This is a genomic window from Pseudoalteromonas obscura, from assembly GCF_030135505.1.
GTDB lineage: Bacteria > Pseudomonadota > Gammaproteobacteria > Enterobacterales > Alteromonadaceae > Pseudoalteromonas > Pseudoalteromonas obscura.
In genome coordinates, this window is the sequence record NZ_JASJUT010000008.1 from 91,410 (window position 1) to 116,688 (window position 25,279).

Sequence of the window (25,279 nt, forward strand, 5' to 3'; positions counted from 1 at the left end):
CACAAGTGTTATTTCAGTTTTAGCGGCAACAGTTATTTTTCACTGGTTTCTCGCTTTAAATCAATCCATTCGACCATGGTTTCTATTGCACTAGGAGAAAAATGCTTCTTTTTTATAGAAAATAGAGCATCTAGTGGTAAATCAGGTCTCAGCAAGCCATGTGTGGCATTACGGATCGTCACCTGCTCTAGACTGGCATACTGTTGACTTGAGCTTGCAAAAGCATGCGCAAATTCAACTTGGCTATGTTCAATGTCGACATGCACGTCACTGTCGCCATATATGGCTAGCATGGGAAGATTAAGTTTACTAAAGCCTTCAAAGACATCTGCATCAATGTTTTTTCTAACAAAGTTAAATCGCGCTTCATCTTTTATCGGCTCTGGCATGTAAGGGTCCTGATGCAGTGGGGCTGCGAGGTAATGGTCATACCCTGCTTTTATTAGCTGATACTCTTTGGCGGTTAGCTGATTAATACGCTCGATTGCAGCTAGGTCGTCAGCGCTAATTGTTCCTTCATCCACCAAGCGGATCCACATACTATATTGGCTCTGAGACAACCAATTAGCCGCACCGCCAACAAGCACCATAAAATCGAGTTGCGTTTCATTGTGCAAGTTTGCAAATACCCAACTTGCTTGGCTAAAACCAAGTAAACCAATCTGGCTTTGTTGGTAACCCGCTACACGAAGATATTGAATCGCATCTTGTACTTCAGTAGCTCTATCTTTCATAGATTGCGATAACCAATTGCCTTGTGATTCGCCAACCCCCGGTTTGTTCCAAGAAAAAGTAGCAATATTTTTAGCGGCTAATGATTCGATTATCGGGAGATAAAAGCTCTTAGCTATGCTGTCCATAGCACCATCACCGTGAACGAAAATGACAATTGGATCAAATGCCGTATGATGTTTTGGTTTATAAAGACGACCAACGAGTTGATGGTTGAGTGAATCGAAGGAATGCGTTGTATATTGGAGATCATGTTGCGACTGATTGTTGTTACAAGCAGATAATAAAGAGACGAAAATAAATACGACTAATAATACCCAAAAATTATACTTTTTCATGATGAGCTGTTTCCTTAGCAAATAAAGTCAGTGAAACTATAAATGCTTTTAATGTGAGAAACTGTGAGCAGTCGTAACGCTTTATCTAGCTGGGTCGTCACATTTGCCGCAGCTCCCTTTGCTGAAAAACCTTAGCGATGCTTGTGGTGATGCAATCTAAAAAGTTAAAAAACTCACTCAAGTGAAAGAAGTGATCAGCATTGACGGTTGAGTCGTAACGAAGGACGCAAACATGACAGTCTTGGCGATCTGACACCTGCTGTATATCGAGCAAAACTGGACAACTCTAATTTAAATATTTGTCATTGAAGAGGAGGTAAAAATGGAAAGTAAAGTGTTTACTACAATAATGCGATGCCAAACCCTATGAACTTGGTTTTAAAGGCCTTATTAGTCTTTATCCTCAATTACTAGCTGTATCGCTTGTTGTGTGCCTTCATACCATGACTGACGCTCATGAACTGATTGAATTGCTGCCACGATGTCGTTACAGAAATTAGGTAACAACTTTTCAGTTGCCAAGAAGTTTTTCCACACGATGGTACTTGGAAATTCAATGCCAAACCCTCCAAATAAGCAATCATCGAAACTTTGGAAACACTGACCAAAGTCCCCTTATGCCCCATTAACCATCTCGCCAAACAGGCAGAAGAAATTAAGCGGCTCATTAATGAGTTCACCGTCGATTTCAATGACTCTATTCGCCATACTCTCAATGATAAAAGATTCATCATGAAAGAACCTATCGCATGTGCTCTACAGCCACAGTTCTTTGCCGCTAGTGGAAAGCTCACGCCCGCATCCTAACTCATTTAATGGACTTTTTTCATCTTATTCCTAACAATCGATACTTGGTAAGAAAGGCAATCAGTATTGGCCGATACTTTTGCTATTGTGTGTAAAAATCGAGACAGCTGCTTTGTGCCTTATAATTTGATTTTATTACACATATGCGTACATTAGCTTTTCGAATTCTTTCGGAATTTTAAAGATTCGAAATAGGTCAGAATCAACATATTCAAGCTTTTTCTTACGCCGATGAACTAAACTTAACGAGGTTAGATGATTGTTTATCGGAGGTAAGTCTTTTTGCTCAAAGTGACAATCATCAAGTGGACAGCAAATACTAAACATTGCCATAATTCTCTCCGTCTTTATAAAGCGCTATCAATCTACTAAAGGAGCAGTATGCAGGAGTTGAGCGAAGCAAAAAGCTCTCTCATTTTAACAAGCTCCCCCTCAGTTCTCCACCACCCTCCTTGTAAAGTCACTATATCGTGTATCTCAGAAAGAATAAATAACCAATCGGATATGGGCGCTCTATATGCTCGCCCACAATGCTCGCATAACAGCGCCTAGATTCGTTATTCCTATCGCCAAAATGCCATTAACGCCAATAATGCTTTAACCATTTTTAAAGTAGTATCATACCAACAATACTTTACACGCCGGTCAAAAATGCCTAAGTAATTAGGACACAAAATAAATCACTGCGACATTTAGTAATAGCCCTATAAATGAAGAGCCAAAGCCATAAGCGAAAAGTCGGAAAGTCGAGGAAGCAGTCTCATCTTGTGTAATAAAACCAATCACAAATGCGCCAACTAAAATTCCAGGGCAAGAGAAGATATAAAATAACCAAATCATCGGCTCCGAATTTTTTGCCAAGAAATAAAATACACATAAATAAATGAGCATTATTAGTGAGGCCCCAGCAATAAGCTCAGTTTTCATTTTAGCCGATGCCAATACAACTAAAACTATCGCTTGCGGCCCCCAAAAAAAGGCAAAATTTCCAAAGAAATATTTATCGAATGGCGACAATAAAATGGAAATTACCACACCTAGAACAATCACACCGCAGGCTAATTGATTATTTTTATACTGGACCAAAAGATCACACCTCAATAAATATATTACGGTTTATATAGGGCGTATCGAACATTGCTAAAATTAGCAAATAAGAAGCTGTAACCAACTGTTTTACGTCCCTTGGTTACAACTACTTTTCATCTTCGTCATAGATAATTGATGCAAGAGCAGGACGGATAATCGCAAGAATTAGAACAATAATTACGAGTCCCCCAATAACCAACTTAACTAGTTTAAAGAACCATGCGCTTTGCCATATTTTAACAGCTTCTTCTTCTAATTTTTTTTGCTTGATAAATGCATCATAAGCTTTATTCAGATCAGTATGTTTAGTGATTTCCGGATATTCAATGACATAACCAATTTTAGCCAGTGAGACTCGAGCTAGCTCTGACTGTTCTTGATTGACATAAAGCATATGGTTTTTAACATCGGTATAATAGTAAATGCGTTCCTGATCTAAGACATCTGCAATTTTAACCGAATCAACCAAACGCATATCTTGAATTAGTGGTCTATAAACTAGGTTATCTTCATTTGCCCACTTAACAATAAAAATTGCAAGCAACACTGACATACTCAATACGAATAGTAATTTGTGTTCTTTCGTAAGTAGTTTACTAATTTTATTTCTCCCCATGATGCCGAGATTACGAGTAATTATGGCGTTTTATGCAAACCGTATAAAATAACAGAACAAATGAGTACAACCTTTATCAGCTTTCCATTAGTACATTGTTTTTCTGCTCAAGCCAAAAAAACATTGTTAAAACAGTTATTAACTAGCAAAGTAAAAGTTACATGGAGGCATCATTACCATGCTATTCACTGCTTAACCTCGTTTCATAAGCATCCTAAAATTCATAAATAAAATGCATAAATAAAATGCACTACAGTAGTACGACCCCATGTTTATGCATTGGTTATGTGCCGCGAGCGACCCCATAGCCTAAAAGTATTTACGCTTTTAACTTATTAAGTTTCTTCAGTGCCTTTTTGGCATGTTTTTTTATTTTTTTATTTACTTCACTAGCGAGAACACTCTCTAGAGTTGGGATATATTTTTTATCTGATGAATCGCCAAGGTTAATTGCACACCATGCTACACCATCTATATAGTATCTATTTTTTGTATTAACTGTTAACGATTCCAGTAAAACCATCTCCATTGAGTCGGTCACAGTTTTTTTCAGGTACAGTTCATGCTTGCTGGCTGATTTTGCCCCAGCTTGTATAGCTATAGGATCTTTTGATTGAAGTGCGCGCACAATGCCTTCTGGCGTGGTTATATCTCCGGCCACAGTTGAAAGGAAAATCTTTTTGGGGATTGCATTCATTGCTGAAGTTATATTCTTTTTGTTTGACCAAACTGAAAAAATGCTTCCTCCTCTAGCGCCATTTTGATTTACGACTCCTTCATGAATTAAATTATTGTCCTTATCATATACCTTAATACCAACAATAAGTGATGACCTTCCTGCGCCAGCCAATCCACCAAAATACCGAGCGGCCCCACTCCCTCCAGAAGTGTGCATAATTTCTCCTTTTATGTATATGTCCGCATCAAATTCAGATGTTGTGTCAACTAAAGCAATGCTCTTAAATGCTTTTATCTTATTAAAGTACTCAAATGTAAGCTTTGGAAGTTCGTTCTCTATATCCATTTCATCTATTATATTTTGCGGTGCAGCACCTTCTGCATATGGAAATGGTTCAATGATTACGGCACGAGTCTCTTTGCTTGGTAAAGCAAACGATGCTTCCGCGAAAAACATCACGCTTACTAAAACGAATGTCAATTTGAAAATGCTTCTAACCAAGTGGCTACTCCTCTATTTGAAATATTATATTAAGCACATTAGGTACGATTCGGAGAAATCCCCAGATACGTATATTTTAAACCGATATGATGGACACACAAAGCATTGTTTTATCTAATTTATTTACCCCAAAACCAATTGGATAACAATAAACTTTCACTTACCGCACTAGGCCGGAATACTAAGAGGTCATTTGTTTTCAAAAACAATATTAAACGTATGGTTCAATTGTGCGCCGCTCAGCCCTAAATCGACCGACTTAGTACTTAACGCTTCCATTCACGCCTCTTCTGTTGTGCTAACTCTATCTTACGCGTTGATTGAACCGATGTTCGTGAGCAAATTAGATTGGTGAACTTAGGTGCCTCCATTAACATTCAAGGCTGGTCAAATGATCGTTTTTGAACGCACCCAATATTACTTGGCTAAGACGTAATCAATTGTTCCTCGATGAACTTGCCAACAGATCGCCTGATACGTGTATTACCCTCATCAATTCTGAAATTGGATAGTGGAGTACCTAGATTCGACAAAATGATAAAAAAGTCTGGTTCTGGCTCAAACAAGTGAATTGTAAAGTCACTTATCAATCTAAAAACAGCGAGGACTGTTCAGCTTAACATAGGCTTTATCCACCGTTCACTCATCCGTGGCGCTACGTTGGTGAAATAATACATTCCGAAAAGGTCCAATCAACGGCCTCCTGCATTTATATAATGCCAAGCATTAAAATGAAGTGAAGCGTATAACCAGCCTTCTGAACTCTACATTATTAAACAGTTTGTTATACATTTGATTTGCTGTTTAATATTTTATCAAATAACGCCGGTAAACAGTCAGGCTTGAATGAATCCATACCCGCCTGGTCCATTTCTTTCCGCGACCACCATTTCCATTTTTGGATTGTAGACTTTTCTTCTTCAGTCCACTGGGCTGCAAACACCTTACAGTTAGACGCACACCCTACCAAATAGTACTTTTCTTGCCATTTTGCTGGGGTAGATCGCGCAACGGCAAAAATATCTTCACGCTCCATAAGTAGCTCGCCGATTTCATTGGTTAAGCCGGTCTCTTCATACAGCTCTCTTTTGGCTGCGTCTAAATAGGATTCACCTTCTTTCAATTCTCCACCAGCTGTGGCCCAAAATGGTTCGCTTTTATGTTCGTCCTTGTATTGAAACAACAGCAATTCATCTTGACCATTCACTATCATTAACCTTGAGCATTGTCTTGTTTTCAAATTTTTACTCCAATGTTTCCAAGTTCATAATTGTACACTAGCGTGAATTTCCGGAGTTTTCATTTATTCAAAACCAACATCTGCTACCAATAAAAATAAATTTATTTAATAATTTTAGTACCTTAACAGCTGTATTTTGAATATTTAACGCCCCAATACCCGCTAACAGCGTAATTTACGTTGGTTCGAAACCGAGCTGCATCTCCTTTTGGCTATTCTCGGTGCATGCTTAATCCCTCACACAGCTGTCGGCTTATCACCTGTCAATGGATAGAGCCATATACTGTGAATTTCTACAAATATTGTGTTGACTCGAAATTATCGCATGCTCCATAGCAAGCTGAATGTGAAGTCATAACCTCTGAGTATGTAAAGAATAAATGCTTGTACGCCAGGTTAAATCAAAAAGCCGACAATATGGAGAGCAGGCACAAGAACGATAAGAGTCAGCGTTGCCTCTTACATTCTGATTGTTTAGCGCGTCTAGCTGCATTTGCTCTTTTATTTAGTTCACAGACTATAGGGTTGACAGAAAAAAGCTTGGAATTCGTATCTGGCATAAACAGGCATTCTGATTCGGATGCTCCTTCAGCACGTACTTCAAGTCGTATCAAGTGCCTAAACCACATTTCATGCCTCACTTTGACTATCTCTTTTAGTTCTACCCGTCGCTGTTTATTATTGTTTATGAACAATAAAGCATCTCCATCATCATACACAGTATCAGGCACGTCCAAACGACAAAATTTAAATAAGGTAAACCCATAAACTATTGTGAAAATTGGCGCAAATATGAGGCTCATTGACCCATTAAATAAGAATCCTGATGTAAAAACAGCTGGAATTAAGACAAAAAACACAAACATAATCATGCTGTATATCGCATTGTTATGATAGGTACTAAATGAGATTTTTTTCATGTGTGCATATGGATTCGACTCTTCTATTTCAGCAATCAACCTATCGATTTCCTTTGCCCTTTCAGGGTACTTATCGCGATCAATTGCCTGAGCAGACAGATACAAATCATTAAGAGAATAGGTAGAAAAGTCTATTTTTCGAGCCATATGTATTACTCCCCACAAGCGGCTGAATATGCGCGACAGCGGCCAAAAACCTTACTAGTCGACATATTTTAGCGTGCCTAAAACCATGCCAATTTTACTTTTTTATTTCAATATTGGCAATTAAATTCATCTCGTAACCAGCCCGTACCTGTGGACGCTTTAAGATGCAAGTACCACTTAAATTTAAAGCTCTTGCTAGGCTATTTATATGACTGTTCGACTAAATTGAGATGCTAACTGTGCAGGAAAGGAAAAATAATCAGCATTGCATTTAACTTTATGACTATTTGATGCGTTTTAACATTTTTCCTTTTTTTAATTCACCAAGCAAAGAGCTAAAACTCGCACTTGGTAGATTCAATCATACTGTTTCAATTACGCCTTCAGCTCGAACTTGAAGCGATATTAACTGGCCCGTCATACACATTTTCACATGAAAGAACATGAACTTCCCTTACTTTATCTCAAATTTAGTAACAGGAGGAAAAATGAGTGGAAGGCTGAGATGCAAAGCACCACCTAATGGCAATAAGTGGTACTCCGTAGATTGATTTTGAAACCAGCAAAGAGGGTTATATATCAAGGTGACAAATAATTGAGTATATTTTTAGCTAGGTCAAAGTAAAAGACTCTGCATTCGCATAGAAATGGTTCCCGCACGACTTTTCTTCGCTCATTCCCTTTAGGGCTATTTGATATGACAATGCTTAAGTCAAACGATTGCAACGGCGTTTTCATAATATTTAACACGTACACTGAGTACCAAATTGGGGTAGGTTTTTTAGTATCCTTCCAGAGCCAACCAACTAAATTTCATTTCTTTGTGACTGTCTAAGCTCATGATTTAGTTGTTCAAAGCCAATTTTGCTGATTTTTAATACTAAACTTTGACGTTTTACACTTAACTGCGATACCTGTCGAGAAACCACATCATAAACTCGCCATTGACCTTGTGGGTCTTGCTTAAATTTGAAAATCAATTGCGAACGTTCGCTATTGGCTTTCTCTATTTCAACTGCTGCTTCGGCAAACTTGCGACCCTGATTGGTTTGCAAGGTCTTTAACGCAACATCAGCCCCTTTATAGTCAATAAGCACCTGCGCATACATGTTTACTAACTGAGATTCTATCAATTTGGTGAACTCTGCAGTTTGCTGCCTATCTAGTCCCCTAACATGTTTGCCAAGTAGCTTTAAGGACGAAAACTCTAAGTCGAGATGAGGAACGAGCTGTGCGTTAACCAGTTGTTTCGCCCTTTGATCTCGCTCTACGTCAGGAAGTGCAGCCAATTGTTGTGTCGCATCCATAAACTGTAAGCTCAAATCACGGGCCAAAGTATCAAGCTGCGCGTACGACGCCACACTTTGTTGGCTATGCGCAGATATGCTCAAACTCATTGCCAGTCCAACTATGAAAGTAAGTGCTTTTAACCAGTCGTTAGTCATGATGTTCTCTTTCGTCGTTAAGGTGCGATTAAGATAATTGTACACCCCCTTTACTGATAAATATGTCAACAAAAATTCAAATGATTGATGCCATAATGGCACAAATTGAAAATATCAAATAAAATCAAACGACTATCAAAATGATGCCAATAGCGCACCAATTAGATGCTTTTTTACTTCTATTTAGACACAAAAAGAACGCGCAAAATACATCAAAATGGTTATCGAGAAGTACTCTATGAAACACATACCTAGCCTTCTTTTTTCTTTAGCCTTGTCGACTTCGGCAATGGCCGGTACATCCCACGGTTATGGCATACATTACATTCATGGTGAGGGTGATGTTCGAGGTGTTAAGCTTGCATATCAATATCATACCAATGACTGGCTACCAGAGAGCTGGCACCTCGTTAATATGTATTTTGAATCAAGCGTGAACTTTTGGCGGTTTGGCGACAGCGGTAAGTATGATCAAAATTTTGTATTGGCCGTCTCCCCTGTTATCCAATACCCCATAGCTACCGTTTACAATAAGCCTTTATCTATTGAATTTGGCATTGGCGTAGCGTTATTAGAAGATACACAATTTGCAGGCAAAAACGTCAGCACTCACTATCAATTTGAAGACAGACTTGGCTTTGTCTATGACTTAGGAGATGCCAATATCGCGATGCGGTACATTCATTATTCTAACGCGGGGTTTAAAAGCCCCAACCCTGGGCTGGACTTTTTATCTTTATCGTATTCAGCAAAATTCTAAACGAAAAAGCCACAACCTAGATTGTGGCTTTTTATTATACGTGTTCTATTTTTATCACTGGTCGCTTTTGACACGAGGAGGTGAGCAAACACGACAAAGTATCTTTGACGGCTTGAGCACTAAACTCTATGAGCTCTATGTCAGGCACTTTAAGCTGCCCTGACTTCACATCCGCTAGTAGCTTTTGACCCATAAAGCATAAGTGCTGTTGCGCACATAAGTTGTTTGCCAGCCAAGCTCCGCCGATTGACACCACCCCAATATTTGGCGCTTTTTCAAACAGCAGCTCTTCTGGAATATGACCAAAACCATTTAAACAGGCAATACGACCACAAAAACGCAAATGTCTCAGGTCTTCGATAAAAGAATCTCCACCTGATGTATTTAGAATACAATCGAATCCTTCAGGACCTATTTCACGTTTAATCTGATCACAAACGCTCTCTGACTCACAGTCAAAGGCAAAATCTGCACCGAGCTTACGCAGCCTTTTGTGATGTTCCTTTTGTGCAAACGCAAACACTTGTGCGCCTTTTTGCTTTGCATACTGAATTGCAAAATGCGCCACCGCCCCTTGTGCGCTATTAATTGCCAATGAGTCGCCTTCTGTAAGCTTTAACTTTTCGATCGCAAGTAGCGCAGCCATACCAGCATTAGGTAGGATAACTGCTACCTCAGGGCTGATACCCGTTGGCAATTCAGACACCGCGTGGTTTGGCACTACGGCAAATTCCTTTAGCATCCCTTTTTGGGCCAAATTGGCATTAAATAAAACCCGCGCCCCCGCTTTAGGAAATACCCCTTTGCCTGCTTGGACCACAGTGCCAACGGCATCAAGGCCCAAAATATGCGGATAGTCCCATTGGCTAAACCCATCTCTTGCCATTCTCGCATCTAAGTGATTGAGTGCCACATATTCAATGGCTACCAGTAGCTCATTGCTACTTGGTTCTGGCATCGCCTGCTCACTCATGACTAAATCAAAGTCGAGCCCATGTGAGCGAAGCTCCAAGGCCTTCATCTTAGTTTGTTCGGTAGACATAGTTGCTTGTTTCTCCAAAAGTGGCGCGTTTGCGAGCATTAAATGCTCGCAACTAAAGCCTTAGACCATTGTCCGTTTAATTCACCATATACACTTACCGACGAACTAAGTAGCATATTTCTCATGGCCATTTGCGATTGTTGCGCTATTAAAACATCTTGTCGCGCATCCAACAACTCAAGATAACCCAATTGTCCCTCTTTATAGCCTGCAGTCGCTTGTAAATACGCATTTTCTGCCGCTACAACTTGCTCATGTGCATAATTTAGCTGCACTTTTGCTTGAGATAAAGCCCGGAGTGAATACTCAGCTTGCGCAAGTACATTGGTAAGCTTTTGGCGATAGTCATAATAGCTGGCCTGTGTGATCGCCTCTTGTCTATCTAGCTGAGCCAGCAGTTGTGGGTAGCTAAACAGCGACCAACTCAGGGTAGGTGATGCCTGCCAATTTGACTGGGTATCACTAAAGTTTATAGCCGTTGGGTTCAATACTCCCGCAAACGCCGAAAAACTAATATCTGGGTATAAAGCACGCTCAGCACTTTGCGACAAATAGTTTTGTTGCTTTAACGTTGCGATAGCACTTTGCACATCACCACGTTGTAATAACGCATCTGAGGCAGAGCTCAAACTCACAGTAATCGCGAGCTGTTCGTAGCGCGATTTACTAAGTGCATGTAGGCCTAAGTTGTCTGTCGATTTATTGGTTAACACAGCCAACGTTTGCTCAACCTCCGCAAGCTCAGTCGCTATTTGTGGCAGCCGCTGTTTATGCTCAAAATATTGTGACTTGGTACGATTAAGCTCAAGCTCGGTCGCCACGCCCTCTTTAACACGGATCTCAATGATCGCAATGGATTCTTCCAACGCTTTCAGCTGTGCCTCTGTTAACTGCTGAGTCTGCTGCAGTGCTTGCCATTGTAAATAACTTTGAATACTGGTTGTCACTAACTCGCCCGCTAAGGCTTGGTATTGCCCTTGCTGTGATTCAGCTGCCGCTGACGCCGCGTTGGCAAGCTTCGCAATGCGCCCAGATAAATCAACATCCCATGTCAGCGTTCCACCACCGTTTAGTGACTCAGTAACACTACTTTGCGTACCATTTGGAAGTAAAGTCGTGCCTCTTTGCGCAGCAATATTCACATTGCCTTGCGGTAAACGTGCACGCTGCGCTTCACTTAACCCCGCCATTGCAGCGCGCAAGCGCGCTGCAGAAGCCTTTAGGTTTTGATTGGCTGACATCACATCAGCCACCAATTGGTTTAAATTATTGTCATCTAATTGCTTCCACCAGTTGGCTTCATCAGACATAGTCACTGCTGCCAGTGACTGCGTGTTTTCAACTTTGGTGTTAAACGTCTGCTGACTTGCCGCTACATCTTGCTCATACGATGTGCTAGTACACCCAACCACAGAAGCCACAGCAAGACTTATAATAGACAGTTTAATTGCTCGCATGTTTATTGCTCCTTAGGCGTTACTAGACGATAAAACACTGGGGTAAATAGCAAGCCAAACACCGTGACACCTATCATGCCGAAGAATACCGCGTTACCCATGGCTTGACGCATCTCTGCACCCGCTCCTGATGCCAATACTAGCGGTACAACACCTGCGGTAAAGGCGATAGATGTCATCAAAATTGGACGTAATCTTAAACGACATGCTTCAATAATTGCCTCTAAGTGTGTCGCGCCCTGAACATGTTTGTCTCTGGCAAACTCCACCATCAATATGGCGTTTTTCGATGCCAGCGCAACTAATACAATCAATGCAATTTGCGTGAAGATGTTGTTGTCACCGCCTAGCATATATACACCAGCTAGCGCTGAGAATATTGTCATAGGTACGATTAAGATGATCGCCAGTGGCAAGCGTAAACTCTCGTATTGCGCTGCTAGTACCATAAATACCAGTACTACAACCAAGGGGAATACGTACACCATAGTATTACCAGCCAAGATCTGCTGATACGTCACTTCTGTCCATTCAAAAGCCATGCCTTCAGGCAGTGTTTTTTCAAGCACTTTTTCAATCGCTTGCTGCGCCTGATCCGAGCTGTAACCCGGCGCTGGACTACCGTTAAGCTCAGCGGTCACGTACCCATTGTAGTGCATCACACGATCTGGACCCGTCGTCGCTTCTACAGTCACTACAGAACCTAGCGGTACCATGTTGCCAGCAGCGTTACGTACTTTAAGATTATTTATTTGCTCCTTCTTGGCTCTAAACTCAGCGTCAGCTTGTGCTTTCACTTGGTAAGTACGGCCAAATAAGTTGAAATCGTTTACGTATACAGAACCGAGGTATACTTGCAATGCATCAAATACTTCCTGCAATGGAATACCTTGAATAAGCGCCTGCTCACGGTCGATATTAATGTCCATTTGCGGTACCTGTACTCTAAAGCTTGAGTAAAGTCCGGTTAGTGCTGGGTCTTGCTGAGCAGCACCAATGGTCGCTTGCAGCGCAGCAAAGAGCGCTTCAAACCCTTGGTTAGCTCGGTCCTGAATTTGTAGTTTAAAACCACCCGTTGTGCCTAAACCTAAAATTGGCGGCGGCGGAAATACTGCCACAAAGGCTTCATCAATGGCTGCAAAACGCATATTAAGCTGCATCGCAATTGCCTGTGCTGACAAACTCGGGTCGTTTCTATCGGCAAAATCATCTAAAGGCGTAAACACAATGCCGCTGTTAGTGCTATTGGTAAAGCCATTTACAGATAGACCCGGGAAAGCAACCGTATGGGCAACACCCGGCACTTCAAGTGCAATTTCTTGCATCTGCTTAATTACTTCTTCTGTACGCTCTAAGCTCGCAGCATCAGGTAATTGCGCAACGGCAACGAGGTACTGCTTGTCTTGTTGTGGAATAAACCCACCTGGCACCGACTGGAACAAACCAATAGTAGAGCCAACCAATGCGAGATATACCACGCCCACAACCACACTCATACGGATCAGCTTTTTAACGACGGCTTCGTAGCCTTTTGCACCTTTATCAAATAAACGGTTGAACGGCTTGAATAACCACGCTCCAAATAGCTTGTCCAAAATACGGGTTAGTCGGTCTTTTGGCGCATCATGCGACTTTAACAAAATAGCTGACAGCGCTGGCGACAACGTCAGTGAGTTAAATGCTGAAATTAGCGTGGAAATAGTAATAGTTAATGCAAACTGCTTATAGAACTGACCAGACAAGCCTGTGATAAATGCTGTTGGGATAAATACCGCACACAATACAAATGCGATGGCAATAATTGGGCCTGTAACTTCGGTCATGGCAATTTTAGTTGCCTCATACGGACTGTGACCGTCGGCAATATTACGTTCGACGTTTTCAACCACAACAATGGCGTCATCAACAACAATACCGATTGCCAATACCAGACCGAATAAAGATAAGGTATTAATAGAGACACCTAACATTTGCATCACAGCAAACGTACCAATCAATGATACTGGTACGGCGATCAGAGGGATGATAGACGCACGCCAAGTTTGTAAAAACACCACCACCACGACTACAACTAGTAGGATAGCTTCCATTAATGTCATGATTACGGCATCAATTGAGCCACGCACAAACACAGTTGGATCATAGGCAATTTCGTATGTCATACCCGCTGGGAACGTTTTCTCAAGACGCGACATGGTTTCGCGCACATCGTCCGACAATTCAATTGCATTGGTACCCGGACGTTGGAAAATCGGCATCGCCAATGCTGGCTGATTATCTAACATGGCACGCAGTGCATAGTTTTCTTGACCAAGTTCAACTCGAGCGATGTCTTTTAAGCGAGTTAGTGCGCCATTCTCGCCCACTTTAATTACAACACTTTCAAATTCTTCAATGCTGCCTAGACGACCTTTTACATTTAATAAGATCTGGAATTGGTTTTCTTCAGGCGTCGGTTGTGCACCCAATGAGCCTGCAGCAACCTGCTGGTTTTGAGTACGCAGTGCAGTGACCACATCTGAGGCCGTTAGGTTACGTGCTGCAAGGGCATCTGGGTTCAACCACACGCGCATCGAATATTTAGCGCCACCAAATAGCTGTAAGTCACCGACACCCGGTAAGCGTTTTAATTCATCTTTGATATACAAATCAGCATAGTTAGCCATATATGCGGTGTCTTGCTCACCATTTGGCGAAACCAAATGTACAACCAATGCTAGGTTAGGCGACGACTTTTGAGCGGTTACACCTAAACGCTGCACTTCTTGTGGCAATCGCGGCAACGCATTGTTTACACGGTTTTGTACCTGTACTTGCGCTTGGTCAAGATCGGTACCCAGTGCAAAGGTTACAGTCAGCGTTAAGCGACCGTCACTGGTAGCTTGCGAGCCGTGATACAACATATTTTCAAGGCCATTTAGCTCCTGCTCAAGGGGCGTAGCCACCGTCTCTGCAATAACCTTAGGGTTTGCGCCAGGGTATGTTGCGTTGACAACCACGGTTGGAGGTACAACTTCTGGGTATTCACTGACCGGCAACTGGAACAGAGAAATAGCCCCTGTGATGATAAAAATCATCGACAGCATGGCCGCAAAAATAGGCCGGTTTATAAAAAAGTGTGAAAATTTCATAATGCTCTCTTAGTTTGCCGCACTGAGTAAAACAGGTGTTGATTCAGACTGCTTTAAGACAAACTGAGTATTTTCAAATGCTAAGCTGACTGAATTTGGTGTAATTGGCATACCCGGCCCCACTCGCGCTGGACCATTTACCGCAATGCGATCGCCCGCTTCTAAGCCCGATTTAATTGCGCGGAATGCGCCATAGCGTTCACCCAGCTCAACCAAGCGATATTGCAATACATTGTTTTCATCAATGGTTAATACAAATCGGTTTTTTAAATCTGTACCAATTGCGCGTTCTGGGACGATAGCCATTTGCTGTGTATTTTGTGCACCGATTGATACACGCGCAAATGAACCTGGCTTAAGGTTGTGTTGTTGTGCATCAAATACTGCACGCACGCGCAATGTTCCGGTATTTGGGTTAATTTCGTTGTCGATAAAATCAAGCTTACCTGACACCTGCGTTGCTTGACCTAGGCGCTGCAATTGCACAGAAATTTCATCTTTAACAGACACATCAGCAAATTGGCGGCTCCAAGTACGCTCATCAACATCAAAGTAGGCGTAAATTTCATCATCAGAAACAATGGTTGTCAGTTCTGTCTCACCCGCTTTAACGTAATTACCCTTGGTCGCTACCGCGCGAGAAATAGTGCCACTGATAGGCGCAGAAACTTGACTAAACTCCAAATCTAACTGCGCATTTTGCAGACGTGCCTCTATGGCATTTTTGTTGGCTATTGCGCTACGAAGTGTCGCACTGCGCTGCTCTGCTTCTTCTGTAGAAATGGCATTTTGTGCCACCAAACGATTTGCACGCTCTGCTTCACCGCGAGCTTGTTCTAAACTTGCTTCAGCGCTTACAAGCTGTGCCTGTAAAGTGTCAATTTGTGCTTGGAAAGGTCTCGGGTCAAGACTAAATAATAATTGCCCTTTGTTGACACGTTCACCTTCGGTAAATGCCATGCGTTCAATTTGACCGGATACACGTGGTTTAAGCAAAACACGCTCTGGGGCTTCGAGGCGTGTTGTAAATGTATGCCAAGACTGAACGTGCTCAAGCTGCACGCTTGCAACGTCAATAGTTAGTGGTGGCGGCTGTTGTCCTTGCTGTGCATTAGACTGGCCACAACCACTTAAAACGAGGGCAAGGGCCACTGCACTGAGTGATAAACCTAACTTTTTCATTTGTTGCTCCGCTGGAAATTAATATGTGGACATCGTACGCCTGTTATTAATGACTAAAAATAGTGGTTTTTTAAAAACATTAATGCCAGAATGGCACCAATAGACTTTTTAGTGATGCCAATAATGGATACAACCAGTCGTTTAATCATGCTTTTAGAAGTTGTTGAGCAAGGTTCTTTTTCAAAAGCTGCTGAACTCAGAAACATTGACCGCTCTGTTATATCTAAACAAATCAGTAAATTGGAAGAAGAGCTTGGTGTTCGATTATTAAATCGTACAACCCGTTCGTTTTCCTTAACGGCCGCCGGGGCAGAAATGGTAAAAAAGGCAGCGGAGCTTAGGTTACTGCTGCAAGATACAGTGCAAATGGCTGAAAACTACCACCAAGAAGCCAGAGGGTTATTGCGAATAACTTCATCGAGTTATTTAGGTAAATACTACCTAATGCCCGTCATCAATGACTTTCAAAAGCGTTTTCCGCAAGTCACAATAGAGCTGCGACTAGATGACAGAGTGATTGACATGGTCTCCGAAGGGTTCGATTTAGCTTTTCGTGTTGGTGAACCAAGAGACTCCTCCTTAATTGCCAGAAAAATAGCTCGCAATCGTATGCTCATTCTGGCTACGCCGCAGTTTATCGAAACCTATGGTGAGCCAAAAAAGATGGCAGATTTAGCCGAGCTGCCCGCTGCGGCTTATACGAGTAATCACATTCGTTTTGAGTCGATTAGTTACATTGATGAAAAGGGAAAGCAACAAGAGCAACCCATCAACCCGGTATTCAAATCAAATGATGGTGAGGCGCTGTTAGAAAAAGTGCTATCTCACAATGCCTTTTGTACGGCACCTGCATTTTTCTTTGCCGATCACGTTGACCACGAACAGCTGGTCCCTATGCTAACTGACGTCAATTTGCCTGATTACAGTGCCATGTATGCGGTGTATCCTCACCGAGATCTCCCTGTAAGAACACGCCTATTTTTAGACGCAGCAAGACATTATATTGGTGACCCAATCCCACGCTGGGAGCATAATATCCCTAGAATAAATGAAATATACCAACCCAAGTAAAACCCATAAAGGTTGAGGACATACCACCTCCCCCCTTGCATCAAATCGGCCTAGCGCTTTCGTGCAAAAGCGTTTTGGCAGATGCCATTTTCAAACCGTTCAGAAGATGTGCATGCAAAGTTAAGTGCCTGTGATTGCTCGCCAAACAAGCGTATGCCACTGCCCAATACAATAGGGATTGTGGTGATGATCATTTCATCAATCATATCTGCTTTTAAAAAGTGCTGTATTGTCACGCCACCATCAATATAAAGATTCTCAAACCCCTCATCGTTTAGCTGTTTTACAAGCTGCGACAGCTCCCCATTGACTAACCTTATTTTATCTTCATAGCCATTAGGTATGTCCCGCAACGTATTGCTCAGCACAAATACGGGTTTGGTATACGGCCAGTCACAGTCAAAACTGCAAACGAGTTCAAAGGTGTTTCGTCCCATCACCAACGCATCTATCGAAGCGATATGTTTGTCATATCCCAAATCAAGCCCATCAGTACCTGGTATTGAATGAAGCCAATCAATTCCATTGTTCTTGTCTGCGATAAAACCGTCCAAGCTCGTTGCGATGAATACGTTATTAGCCATGAATTCCTCTTAGTTGATTTAAGTAATAAACTCAGTTATTCTACACCGTAGAATTTAACAGTCAAATACTGAATTAGATATGAGCAATGATGCGAAAAAGCGCGGCCGCCCACAAAAATCACAAAGTGCACTAAGCAAAGCTACTATTGTTAATGCAGCTAAAAATATGATGGCAACAACAGGCAGTATTCCCAGTATCCGTAAGTTATCGGCACAACTTGGGGTCGATGCGATGGCGATTTACCATTACTTTAAAAACAAAGATGCCATGCTAGAGGCCATTACCACCTCACTAATTGAAGATATTTATACACCACAAAACACTGGAGATTGGCAACAGGAACTCAGCGCTCTGTGCAAAAGCTATCTTGCGACGCTAAGTCAATATGACGGACTATTACACACTTTACTGAGCATGAAATCTGACAGTCCAGCAGAAGTCTTTATTGGCCGGTTTGAGCAAATTATCAACGTATTAAAACTAGAACGCAGCCAGTCTGAAGTTTTTTTGCATCTGTTAGTAGACTACCTCCACGGGTTCTCACTCGCTATGAGCTGCGACAAAGGTAACACACTGAAAATTGATGATATTGACAAGCCGCTTGGGTTTTTAATAGCAGGTATTAAGCAGGGCTGATCTTTGGCAGAGTACCCCACGCTTACATAGCTTGCTGCGCTATAAATTATTCAATCATCACTATCTCTTTTTGTTGTGATATTAGCTTTTCAAACAGCAATTGTGAGTCACCAACATCAGCAATAGATAATATATTCGCATCAAGCTTTTTAAGCTGCTGGTAGCGCGCGTGTTCAATATCGTAACGCCAAAGCCAATTAGCGCTTGAAAGTCCATATAAAAAGCCGTCGCGTTCAATAAACTGAGCTTTATGAGCATGTTGGTTTAGTACCGATAAGGCCACTACTTGCCCCTGCTCTACACGCCAAAAATGGCCTTTCAGATCCTGATAAATCAACGATTGGGGCTTTAGCAACACTGCATCTCGAACCGCTGTTTTAAGTAAAACCTCGAACTTTCCTTCAAAGGATATTGTAGCGAGATGTGTTTCTCCGTGCTCCTGATACGCAAAGAAACTATGAGTGAAGAGTTTAGAACGATACAAACCTTCGATGTTTTTATCAGACACTAAAACCCTGCGCTGGCTACTTAAATCGTACTGATAAAGCGCTTGGTTAGTCGCGATAATTATACCTTTACTGGTTTGTAACCACTGAAGCGCGAGTACCCGCTCAGGACCTTTAAATTGCGTAATGCGTTTTGGTTGTGTACCACCAGATAACCATACTTGATCACTGCCATTGCGCGCTGAAATAAACGCCAAGTATTTTTCATCTGGGCTAAACTGACCGCCATGCTCTCGCCTAGTAGAACGACTTTGAGAGGTAAACACATTTGAGACCTGCTCATGCTCAAAAGATGCAGAGACTAAATCTGAATCGTAGGTACCATAAGTTCCCACGATAGCATTGGTGCGTGGATGGACGTTAATACTATAAATATCTTGATGCAGGGGTAAGATGATAGGTTTTACACTGCCATCAAAACTCAGTTCAAACAAAGCTTTGCCACTACCATAAAGCAACCTTTGCGAATCAGGGTCAAAATTGGGATAAATGCGAGTACGGCTATCAAATGACGAGGGAAAATCTATGATATTTTGCGCAACGAGCTCACCAGAAGGTTTTAGCAAACTCAATACTTGCCCACCTTCTTTATCAAGCCCTATCACAGCCAACAATTGATGAGTGGCTGAATACCTTAAAACATATAAATGTAAATTTTTATCTTCAAAGAGGGTGTCAACTTGGTGGTTGCTTGTATTATGTATCGCAACACGTAAGAGGTTGTTTTGCATATCAAGTGTGGCAAATGAATCTGAAGTTAACCACTGCGGATGATACATCCTGGTCGACTTACATGCTTTTAGTGCATGTGGCGTTTGTGGTTTTTTCAAGGCTTCAGCAAAGTCGATTGCCACCAAATCCCAGCAGTTTTCGACCGTGTCATCGTATTCAATGGACACCTTCTCACATGCTCGGTTTTGCAAAAAGCCCAGCTTTTTTCCATCTGGTGAAAACGTGAACCCCGAAAATTTAGCGCCGCTAAGTGTGAGCTTAATTGATTGCTCATTTGCAAGATCTTTTGCCCACAGCTCACTCTTGCAACTTTCCAAGTGACGGTAAAATACTAAGTATTTACCATCAGGTGAAAAGAGCCCCGCGCCTTCTTGTACATCACTGGCAGTCAAAGAAGTAAGCTGGGTAAACTCTGCTGCCTCCTCTTGCTGCTTTGCAAAATAAAACACGCCTATAAGACTGATCATAATGCATGCGAACACCAGTAAAAGCTCAGGCTTTGTGGCTTTCTTTGCATGTCTGTGTGCCACATCTGTGGATTGGGTTTGCCTATCGCACCATAAAACTGGCACTTCAAGGCTATACCCTTGCTTAGAGTGCGTTTTGATTATGGACTGAGACTTGCCGTCATCGCCAAGTGCTTTTCTCAGCTCTGCTATAGCACGCTGCAATGAGTTTGATGATACGACGACATGTTTCCATACTTCATCAACCATTTCATCATGACTCACTACTTGACCTTGCCGTTTAGCCAAACAGGACAAAACAGCGATGACCTTGGGTGGCAAAATGAGATGATGATCTTGATAGGTGATCTGGTTCCTAGAGGTATCGATTGACCGCTCGTTTATTATCATTATTTGCTGCACGTTTATCGGTCCAATTTATATTTATCTTTTACTCGCTACATCCATAGTAAACCATAAATAAGCAATAACTTCATGAAGATATCAACAAAACTTCAGGTAGATTTCATGTCTTATATACTCGATTTGGCAAACTAGCACACTCTTTTATCACAATAACAATCAAGGAGCGTAACATGCAATTTTTGTGTTACATTTTGCTAATTTTAGGGGTAGTTACAGCACAGGCAACCGAGCAGCCGCTCAGTAAAAAACCGCTCGTTAAAGGTAAAACACTGTCGATTGCATCTCAATATATTGAGCAAACTCCCAGTTTTGACCTGTACTTACCATCGGATTACCACATCACCACGTCGCAGCGCACCTATCCACTGATAGTGACACTCGACGGTTGGCTACTATCCGAGACGACCCATGGCGTGGTAAATCATCTCGGCAATACCGCGTCAATGCCAAAAGCCATTGTCGTGTCTATACACTCTCACGATCGCTTTGCATGGGGACCTGAGCTCTATATAAGTCAAAGTGGCTGGCAAGGTGACAAAACCGAGCGGATAGCCGGTTTTGCCAAAGGGCATTCGCAAAGTATGATTAACTACCTGCAAAAAGAGCTTTTGCCATTTTTAAAAAGCCAATATCGCGTCAACGACTTCCGTATCTTTGTGGGCGCATCCCCAACTGCGGCATTTGGTTTACATACTTTGATCGCGGCCCCTGATTTATTTAATGCCCATTTTTTGTTTGCCGCAACCGATGTGATAGGCCAAGGCTATACACCAGATACGTCAATGATTGATGCAATCGTCAAAAGCCTTGCCAAAAACCCGCACCGCAAGGGTTATTTATATGTCGCATCAGCCAAAAGAGAAGCTGAAGAAAACCCAGTTCGCTATACACTCAGTAAAAAACTACAAGAGGCGCTGGCACCCTATTCAAAAACATTTAAAGTAAGGGTCGAGCATATCGATAACTTTGGCCACTACCCAATGATAATACCGGGTTTACTCAGTGCCATTGACCTTGTTTTTCCACGTAAAGATTGGGATATCGGGAAAAAGTTTATTGAGCTTGAGCAACAAGGTGACAACACCTTAAAACGTATTTTGGAGTACTATGAATTGCTTAGTAGACAAGTTGGCTTTACGGTTTACCCTAATTTGAACTTAACCAGTAATGCAGCCTGTATTCGCTCTTCAGCACAAAGGTTACAAGGCCAAGGACGCTACAAAGACGCCGACGAATTATTTAATTACTGGATAGCTCAGTCTCCAAACTCAGCCTCCGCAGTCGCAGGGCTTGGGGTAAGTAAAGCGCGTCAAGAAAATACCGAAGAAGCCGTCTCGTTATATCGCGATGCCCTAAAGATAACAAAGCCAGACAACCTAAGGATGAGAACGTGGTTGGAAAGCCAAATTAAAACACTGTCAAAACAATAAATACACTCGTGCGTACAGATCTGCACAAAAACGCCTATTAGGACCTGTTAAAACAGGTCCTGTTTTACTATTACACAACGCTTCAAGTTATTAACACTTATAACCATTAACAGAAACTGGGCACGAGTAGTTTGGATCTGAGATTGGACCGCAGCCCATTGCTGAAATACCACCAGCGATTTGACGAGTTTTGTTCTCGTTCAGTGAGCTTGCACTCGCTGATAAGTTTTTAACGTTCTTTTTATTAAATTGAAGTTTCATCATTATTTCCTTTACTGTGTTGAACCATTATTAGCAACAGTCAGTCTGTCTCTATTTTGAGCAAATAGGCACTAGACAAAAGTCTAATATTCATACAATTTCAATAAACTGTCATATTACTTGCCATCACCCAGTCATAGCCACCCATCGCTGCACAACAAGAGATAGGAGTATTATTACCTTGACGGGATCTCGCACGCAATTGCGTATGTCGCTGGCCATGAAATTAAAGCAAACAACCGTATGTATATTGTTCTGTTTTATGGTTTTGCACACGTGAACACCTTGCCATTTCACTTGATTGGCGCGTTTGGCATTATCATTTTATCGATGCTGGTGCTAACTGGACAGTGGTTGCTAAAGCAGTTTCGTAAAGGTTCAATAGAGATGATGTGGGAAAAGGCGCTGTAAGATCAGCGCCTGTTAACTACTAAAAATATTGTTTAGTTAGAGGCAATTTCACACTTTTCCCCTGTACATTCAACGTCAGGGTCAATGAGCAGTTCTTCTAATAAAGGATTATTGCTAACATCAATATCAGTTAACGCGTTTTCTCTTATGTCGAGATTTTGCAATAGTGGTTGATTAGATATATCCAGCTGTCTTAAATTATTATCTATCAGTCTTAAATGATGCAGCTTCTCATTCATACTTAAATCAATACTACTGATAGCGTTACCACTAAGTCCTAAAACTTTCAAATTGACATTGTTCTGCAAATTCAAGTTAGCAATATCATTATAACTTAAATAAACATACTCCAACTTGGCATTATTAGTTAAATCAACATCAACTATATCATTACCCCATGCATTTAAAGTCTCAAGTTCCGAAAGGTTCGAAACATCAATCTTATCAAAATCACAGAGATATAAATCTAATGAAACTATTTCATTATTGTTAGTTAAGTCTATCTCTGTCAGGGGGTTTCCATCAACAGAGAGACGTTCTAACATTTTATTATTTGACAGGTCGATTTTGTCTATGTAATTACTTGCGGCGTAAAAATATTTAAGCATTTCATTATTGGAAACATCAACCTCACGTAGTACATTGTCAGAAACATTAAGTGAAATTAATTTTTTATTATTTGAAAAATCCATTTTATTAATCGAAAGGCCTGAAACATCCAAAATTTCCAACTCATCAAGATTAGATACGTCAACATCGGATATATTAGTATAGTTTAATGACAATATGTTTAGGTTTTCTAATGGCTGTAAATCCACATTTGTTAAGGGGTTGCCAGCTAAGTCCAACATCTCTAGATTTGAAAAATCTGATAAATCAATAGATTGAATATCATTATAAGCAAGCTCCAATCTCTTTAGCCCTTCAGCATCAGGAAGGATAATACTCTTTAATCGGTTTCTTCTGAGAACCAAAGTGACTAGTTTGTTTAAATTAGTAAGATCAATATATTCAATACCATTACTAGAAAGATACAACTTTTCCAACGTTGAAAGGTGAGATACCTGCCCTTTAAAGCCAGTATGATTAAGAATCAGAGTTTTGATACTTTTTAACGAACTCAAATCACTTGTATCTATAGAGCTGCTTGATAAATCAAGAGATTCTAAATCATGTAATTTTGAAAAGTCTAAGGCTTTAAATTTAGCTCCGCCTAAAGAAAGCGCTTTCAATCCTTCAGGAAAATACAAACTTTTCAATTCATTATAATCCAATCGAAGAATTTTCAACTTTTCCCCACCGTTAAAGTTAAACTCCTTTATCAGGTTAAATGATGCATATACCTCCTCTATATCTTTATTTTTATTTAAATTGAGCTCTTCAATGTAATTAAACATTACATTGAGTTCTTTTAGGTTAACATTATTACTAAAATCAACTTTTTTAATATCATTGGATGCTAAATTTAAAACTTTTATATTTAAGAGACCACCAATAGCTACAACTGACTCAACTTTGTTATTATCTAAATTAAGAACTTCGATATTAAATAAACTCTCTATTCCAGAAATTGATTTAATTCCTTTATCTTCGCAGATAAGCTCTGTGACCTCATCAGTGTATATTTTATCAGTTGTCTCTAATATACATTTCTTCAGCTGCTGATCAATATCCAACTCGGAAATTAACTGCCCCCGGGTAAATTCCACTTCTACATCACAAACTGCTGTTATATTGTTTAAATGGTAGGCACCCGACTCTAAATCCCATTCTCCTGAACACCCTGAAATGCTTTTAACTCTGTGACCTTCCTCGGGTAAGATGTTCAAGCTAAGTGATTGCCCATGACTACCCATAAACACGCCTTGCGCTTCATCTTGCTCAATCCCGCCAGAGCTAACTTTACCTTCACCGGCTATATTTACCGTGATTTCATATTGCTTTAGTTTAAAGCTTGCGGATATGCCACATGTTTCAGTTAGTGAAGACACAATGTACTCTTGACCTTTAAGGACACCATTACACCCTTCAACCACATCAATTTCATAACCTTCATCAGGTGTTAGACTAAAGACGTGCTCTTCACCATGTTTAACCTTGGCGTTTTCAGGGGTGACCTGACCACCCAAACCGGCTTGCGCTGTCACTTCATACTCTTTCAAAGCATACATAACCTGAATTTCACATGAAGCGGTGATACTTGAAGCCGTATAGGTGAACTCCGTCAGTTCCCCCGGGCAACCACTCACTGAAGTAATATGATAACCTTCATTTGGCCGAATACTGAAGGTCGCAGAACTCCCTTCTTTTACTGTGGCTTGCTCAGGGGTAATCACACCAAATTCTGAAACTGTTGTTATCGTAATATCTTCAACAACAGCCACAGGAACACTGTTTTGGTTGGTACGATTACTCGCATCGTTGCCCCCTTTACTTCCATCTCCCCCACCTCCGCCGCAACCGGAAATAAGCACAGCGGCTAGCAGTGAAAGCCCTTTAGTTTTTATTTGAGAGATTGAATTTGATAGTACAGCTTGACTACCATCCATTTGCCTAAAATACATCTTACTAATCCTTATAGTAACAATAGGTACGAATTTGCAGCAATAATACATTGAAACAAATTAAACTCAACAAATTAACAAGTTGAGATCAAAAAACAATCAAAAAATAAGTTAATTAACATAAC

The 25,279-nt window shown here is 41.1% G+C and carries 21 protein-coding genes; 5 read left to right on the forward strand and 16 right to left on the reverse strand.

From position 1 onward, the window contains the following. Window positions 1-32: 32 nt before the first annotated feature. The 8 genes from QNM18_RS17590 to QNM18_RS17625 form a co-directional block, all read right to left on the reverse strand. Window positions 33-1,070: an alpha/beta hydrolase family protein gene (locus QNM18_RS17590; RefSeq protein ID WP_284137974.1), complete on the reverse strand. Its 1,038-nt coding sequence runs from the start codon at window positions 1,068-1,070 to the stop codon at window positions 33-35. A 410-nt stretch (window positions 1,071-1,480) separates the two neighbouring features. After that, window positions 1,481-1,804, reverse strand: coding sequence for a hypothetical protein (locus QNM18_RS17595; RefSeq protein WP_284137975.1), 324 nt, complete (start codon window positions 1,802-1,804; stop codon window positions 1,481-1,483). A gap of 736 nt (window positions 1,805-2,540) precedes the next feature. Next, window positions 2,541-2,963 (reverse strand): hypothetical protein, encoded by a 423-nt coding sequence (locus tag QNM18_RS17600; protein ID WP_284137976.1) that lies wholly within the window; start codon window positions 2,961-2,963, stop codon window positions 2,541-2,543. A 109-nt stretch (window positions 2,964-3,072) separates the two neighbouring features. Continuing rightward, window positions 3,073-3,519: a hypothetical protein gene (locus QNM18_RS17605; protein ID WP_284137977.1), complete on the reverse strand. Its 447-nt coding sequence runs from the start codon at window positions 3,517-3,519 to the stop codon at window positions 3,073-3,075. A 382-nt stretch (window positions 3,520-3,901) separates the two neighbouring features. Continuing rightward, window positions 3,902-4,762 (reverse strand): hypothetical protein, encoded by an 861-nt coding sequence (locus tag QNM18_RS17610; RefSeq protein ID WP_284137978.1) that lies wholly within the window; start codon window positions 4,760-4,762, stop codon window positions 3,902-3,904. Between the two features lie 784 nt (window positions 4,763-5,546). Beyond that, window positions 5,547-6,002, reverse strand: coding sequence for an NUDIX hydrolase (locus tag QNM18_RS17615; protein WP_211008449.1), 456 nt, complete (start codon window positions 6,000-6,002; stop codon window positions 5,547-5,549). A gap of 446 nt (window positions 6,003-6,448) precedes the next feature. After that, window positions 6,449-7,069 carry a hypothetical protein gene (locus QNM18_RS17620; protein ID WP_284137979.1) on the reverse strand — a complete coding sequence of 207 codons (621 nt, stop codon included), beginning with the start codon at window positions 7,067-7,069 and terminating at the stop codon, window positions 6,449-6,451. 806 nt (window positions 7,070-7,875) lie between these two features. After that, the gene (locus tag QNM18_RS17625; RefSeq protein ID WP_284137980.1) at window positions 7,876-8,514 is read right to left on the reverse strand and encodes a Tgt2/MlaC family protein; all 639 of its coding nucleotides are present in this window, start codon (window positions 8,512-8,514) and stop codon (window positions 7,876-7,878) included. 238 nt (window positions 8,515-8,752) lie between these two features. Here QNM18_RS17625 and QNM18_RS17630 point away from each other — a divergent pair, with 238 nt between their 5' ends. Continuing rightward, the gene (locus tag QNM18_RS17630; protein ID WP_247687171.1) at window positions 8,753-9,274 is read left to right on the forward strand and encodes an acyloxyacyl hydrolase; all 522 of its coding nucleotides are present in this window, start codon (window positions 8,753-8,755) and stop codon (window positions 9,272-9,274) included. 34 nt (window positions 9,275-9,308) lie between these two features. On the opposite strand, the gene QNM18_RS17635 is transcribed toward QNM18_RS17630, so the two are convergent. The 4 genes from QNM18_RS17635 to QNM18_RS17650 are packed head-to-tail and all read right to left on the reverse strand — an operon-like array spanning window position 9,309 to window position 16,086. Further along, the gene (locus QNM18_RS17635; protein WP_284137981.1) at window positions 9,309-10,355 is read right to left on the reverse strand and encodes a zinc-binding dehydrogenase; all 1,047 of its coding nucleotides are present in this window, start codon (window positions 10,353-10,355) and stop codon (window positions 9,309-9,311) included. After that, window positions 10,355-11,773 carry a TolC family protein gene (locus QNM18_RS17640; RefSeq protein ID WP_284137982.1) on the reverse strand — a complete coding sequence of 473 codons (1,419 nt, stop codon included), beginning with the start codon at window positions 11,771-11,773 and terminating at the stop codon, window positions 10,355-10,357. Before QNM18_RS17640 ends, QNM18_RS17635 begins: the two co-directional genes overlap by 1 nt. Before the next feature lie 2 nt (window positions 11,774-11,775). Then, complete coding sequence (locus tag QNM18_RS17645) at window positions 11,776-14,904, reverse strand: efflux RND transporter permease subunit (RefSeq protein ID WP_284137983.1); 3,129 nt, start codon at window positions 14,902-14,904, stop codon at window positions 11,776-11,778. Between the two features lie 9 nt (window positions 14,905-14,913). Continuing rightward, window positions 14,914-16,086, reverse strand: a complete 1,173-nt coding sequence (locus tag QNM18_RS17650) for an efflux RND transporter periplasmic adaptor subunit (protein WP_284137984.1) — start codon at window positions 16,084-16,086, stop codon at window positions 14,914-14,916. Between the two features lie 123 nt (window positions 16,087-16,209). On the opposite strand from QNM18_RS17650, the gene QNM18_RS17655 reads away from it, so the two are divergent. Further along, window positions 16,210-17,157 (forward strand): LysR family transcriptional regulator, encoded by a 948-nt coding sequence (locus tag QNM18_RS17655; RefSeq protein WP_211008441.1) that lies wholly within the window; start codon window positions 16,210-16,212, stop codon window positions 17,155-17,157. Between the two features lie 50 nt (window positions 17,158-17,207). Here the strand turns inward: QNM18_RS17655 and QNM18_RS17660 are convergent, their stop codons facing one another. Continuing rightward, on the reverse strand, window positions 17,208-17,741 hold the full coding sequence (locus QNM18_RS17660) for a dihydrofolate reductase family protein (RefSeq protein ID WP_284137985.1): 534 nt from the start codon (window positions 17,739-17,741) through the stop codon (window positions 17,208-17,210). A gap of 79 nt (window positions 17,742-17,820) precedes the next feature. On the opposite strand from QNM18_RS17660, the gene QNM18_RS17665 reads away from it, so the two are divergent. Further along, window positions 17,821-18,378 carry a TetR/AcrR family transcriptional regulator gene (locus QNM18_RS17665; protein ID WP_211008439.1) on the forward strand — a complete coding sequence of 186 codons (558 nt, stop codon included), beginning with the start codon at window positions 17,821-17,823 and terminating at the stop codon, window positions 18,376-18,378. 46 nt (window positions 18,379-18,424) lie between these two features. Here the strand turns inward: QNM18_RS17665 and QNM18_RS17670 are convergent, their stop codons facing one another. Then, on the reverse strand, window positions 18,425-20,473 hold the full coding sequence (locus tag QNM18_RS17670; RefSeq protein WP_284137986.1) for a winged helix-turn-helix domain-containing protein: 2,049 nt from the start codon (window positions 20,471-20,473) through the stop codon (window positions 18,425-18,427). Window positions 20,474-20,658: 185 nt separating this feature from the next. Between QNM18_RS17670 and QNM18_RS17675 the strand changes: the two genes are divergently transcribed. Continuing rightward, complete coding sequence (locus QNM18_RS17675) at window positions 20,659-21,918, forward strand: alpha/beta hydrolase-fold protein (protein ID WP_284137987.1); 1,260 nt, start codon at window positions 20,659-20,661, stop codon at window positions 21,916-21,918. 90 nt (window positions 21,919-22,008) lie between these two features. Here the strand turns inward: QNM18_RS17675 and QNM18_RS17680 are convergent, their stop codons facing one another. Next, window positions 22,009-22,182, reverse strand: a complete 174-nt coding sequence (locus tag QNM18_RS17680; RefSeq protein ID WP_211008436.1) for a hypothetical protein — start codon at window positions 22,180-22,182, stop codon at window positions 22,009-22,011. Window positions 22,183-22,422: 240 nt separating this feature from the next. Here QNM18_RS17680 and QNM18_RS17685 point away from each other — a divergent pair, with 240 nt between their 5' ends. Then, window positions 22,423-22,590: a hypothetical protein gene (locus tag QNM18_RS17685; protein ID WP_284137988.1), complete on the forward strand. Its 168-nt coding sequence runs from the start codon at window positions 22,423-22,425 to the stop codon at window positions 22,588-22,590. Window positions 22,591-22,622: 32 nt separating this feature from the next. Here QNM18_RS17685 and QNM18_RS17690 read toward each other — a convergent pair whose 3' ends face one another. Further along, window positions 22,623-25,154 carry an InlB B-repeat-containing protein gene (locus tag QNM18_RS17690; protein WP_284137989.1) on the reverse strand — a complete coding sequence of 844 codons (2,532 nt, stop codon included), beginning with the start codon at window positions 25,152-25,154 and terminating at the stop codon, window positions 22,623-22,625. Between the last annotated feature and the right edge of the window lie 125 nt (window positions 25,155-25,279).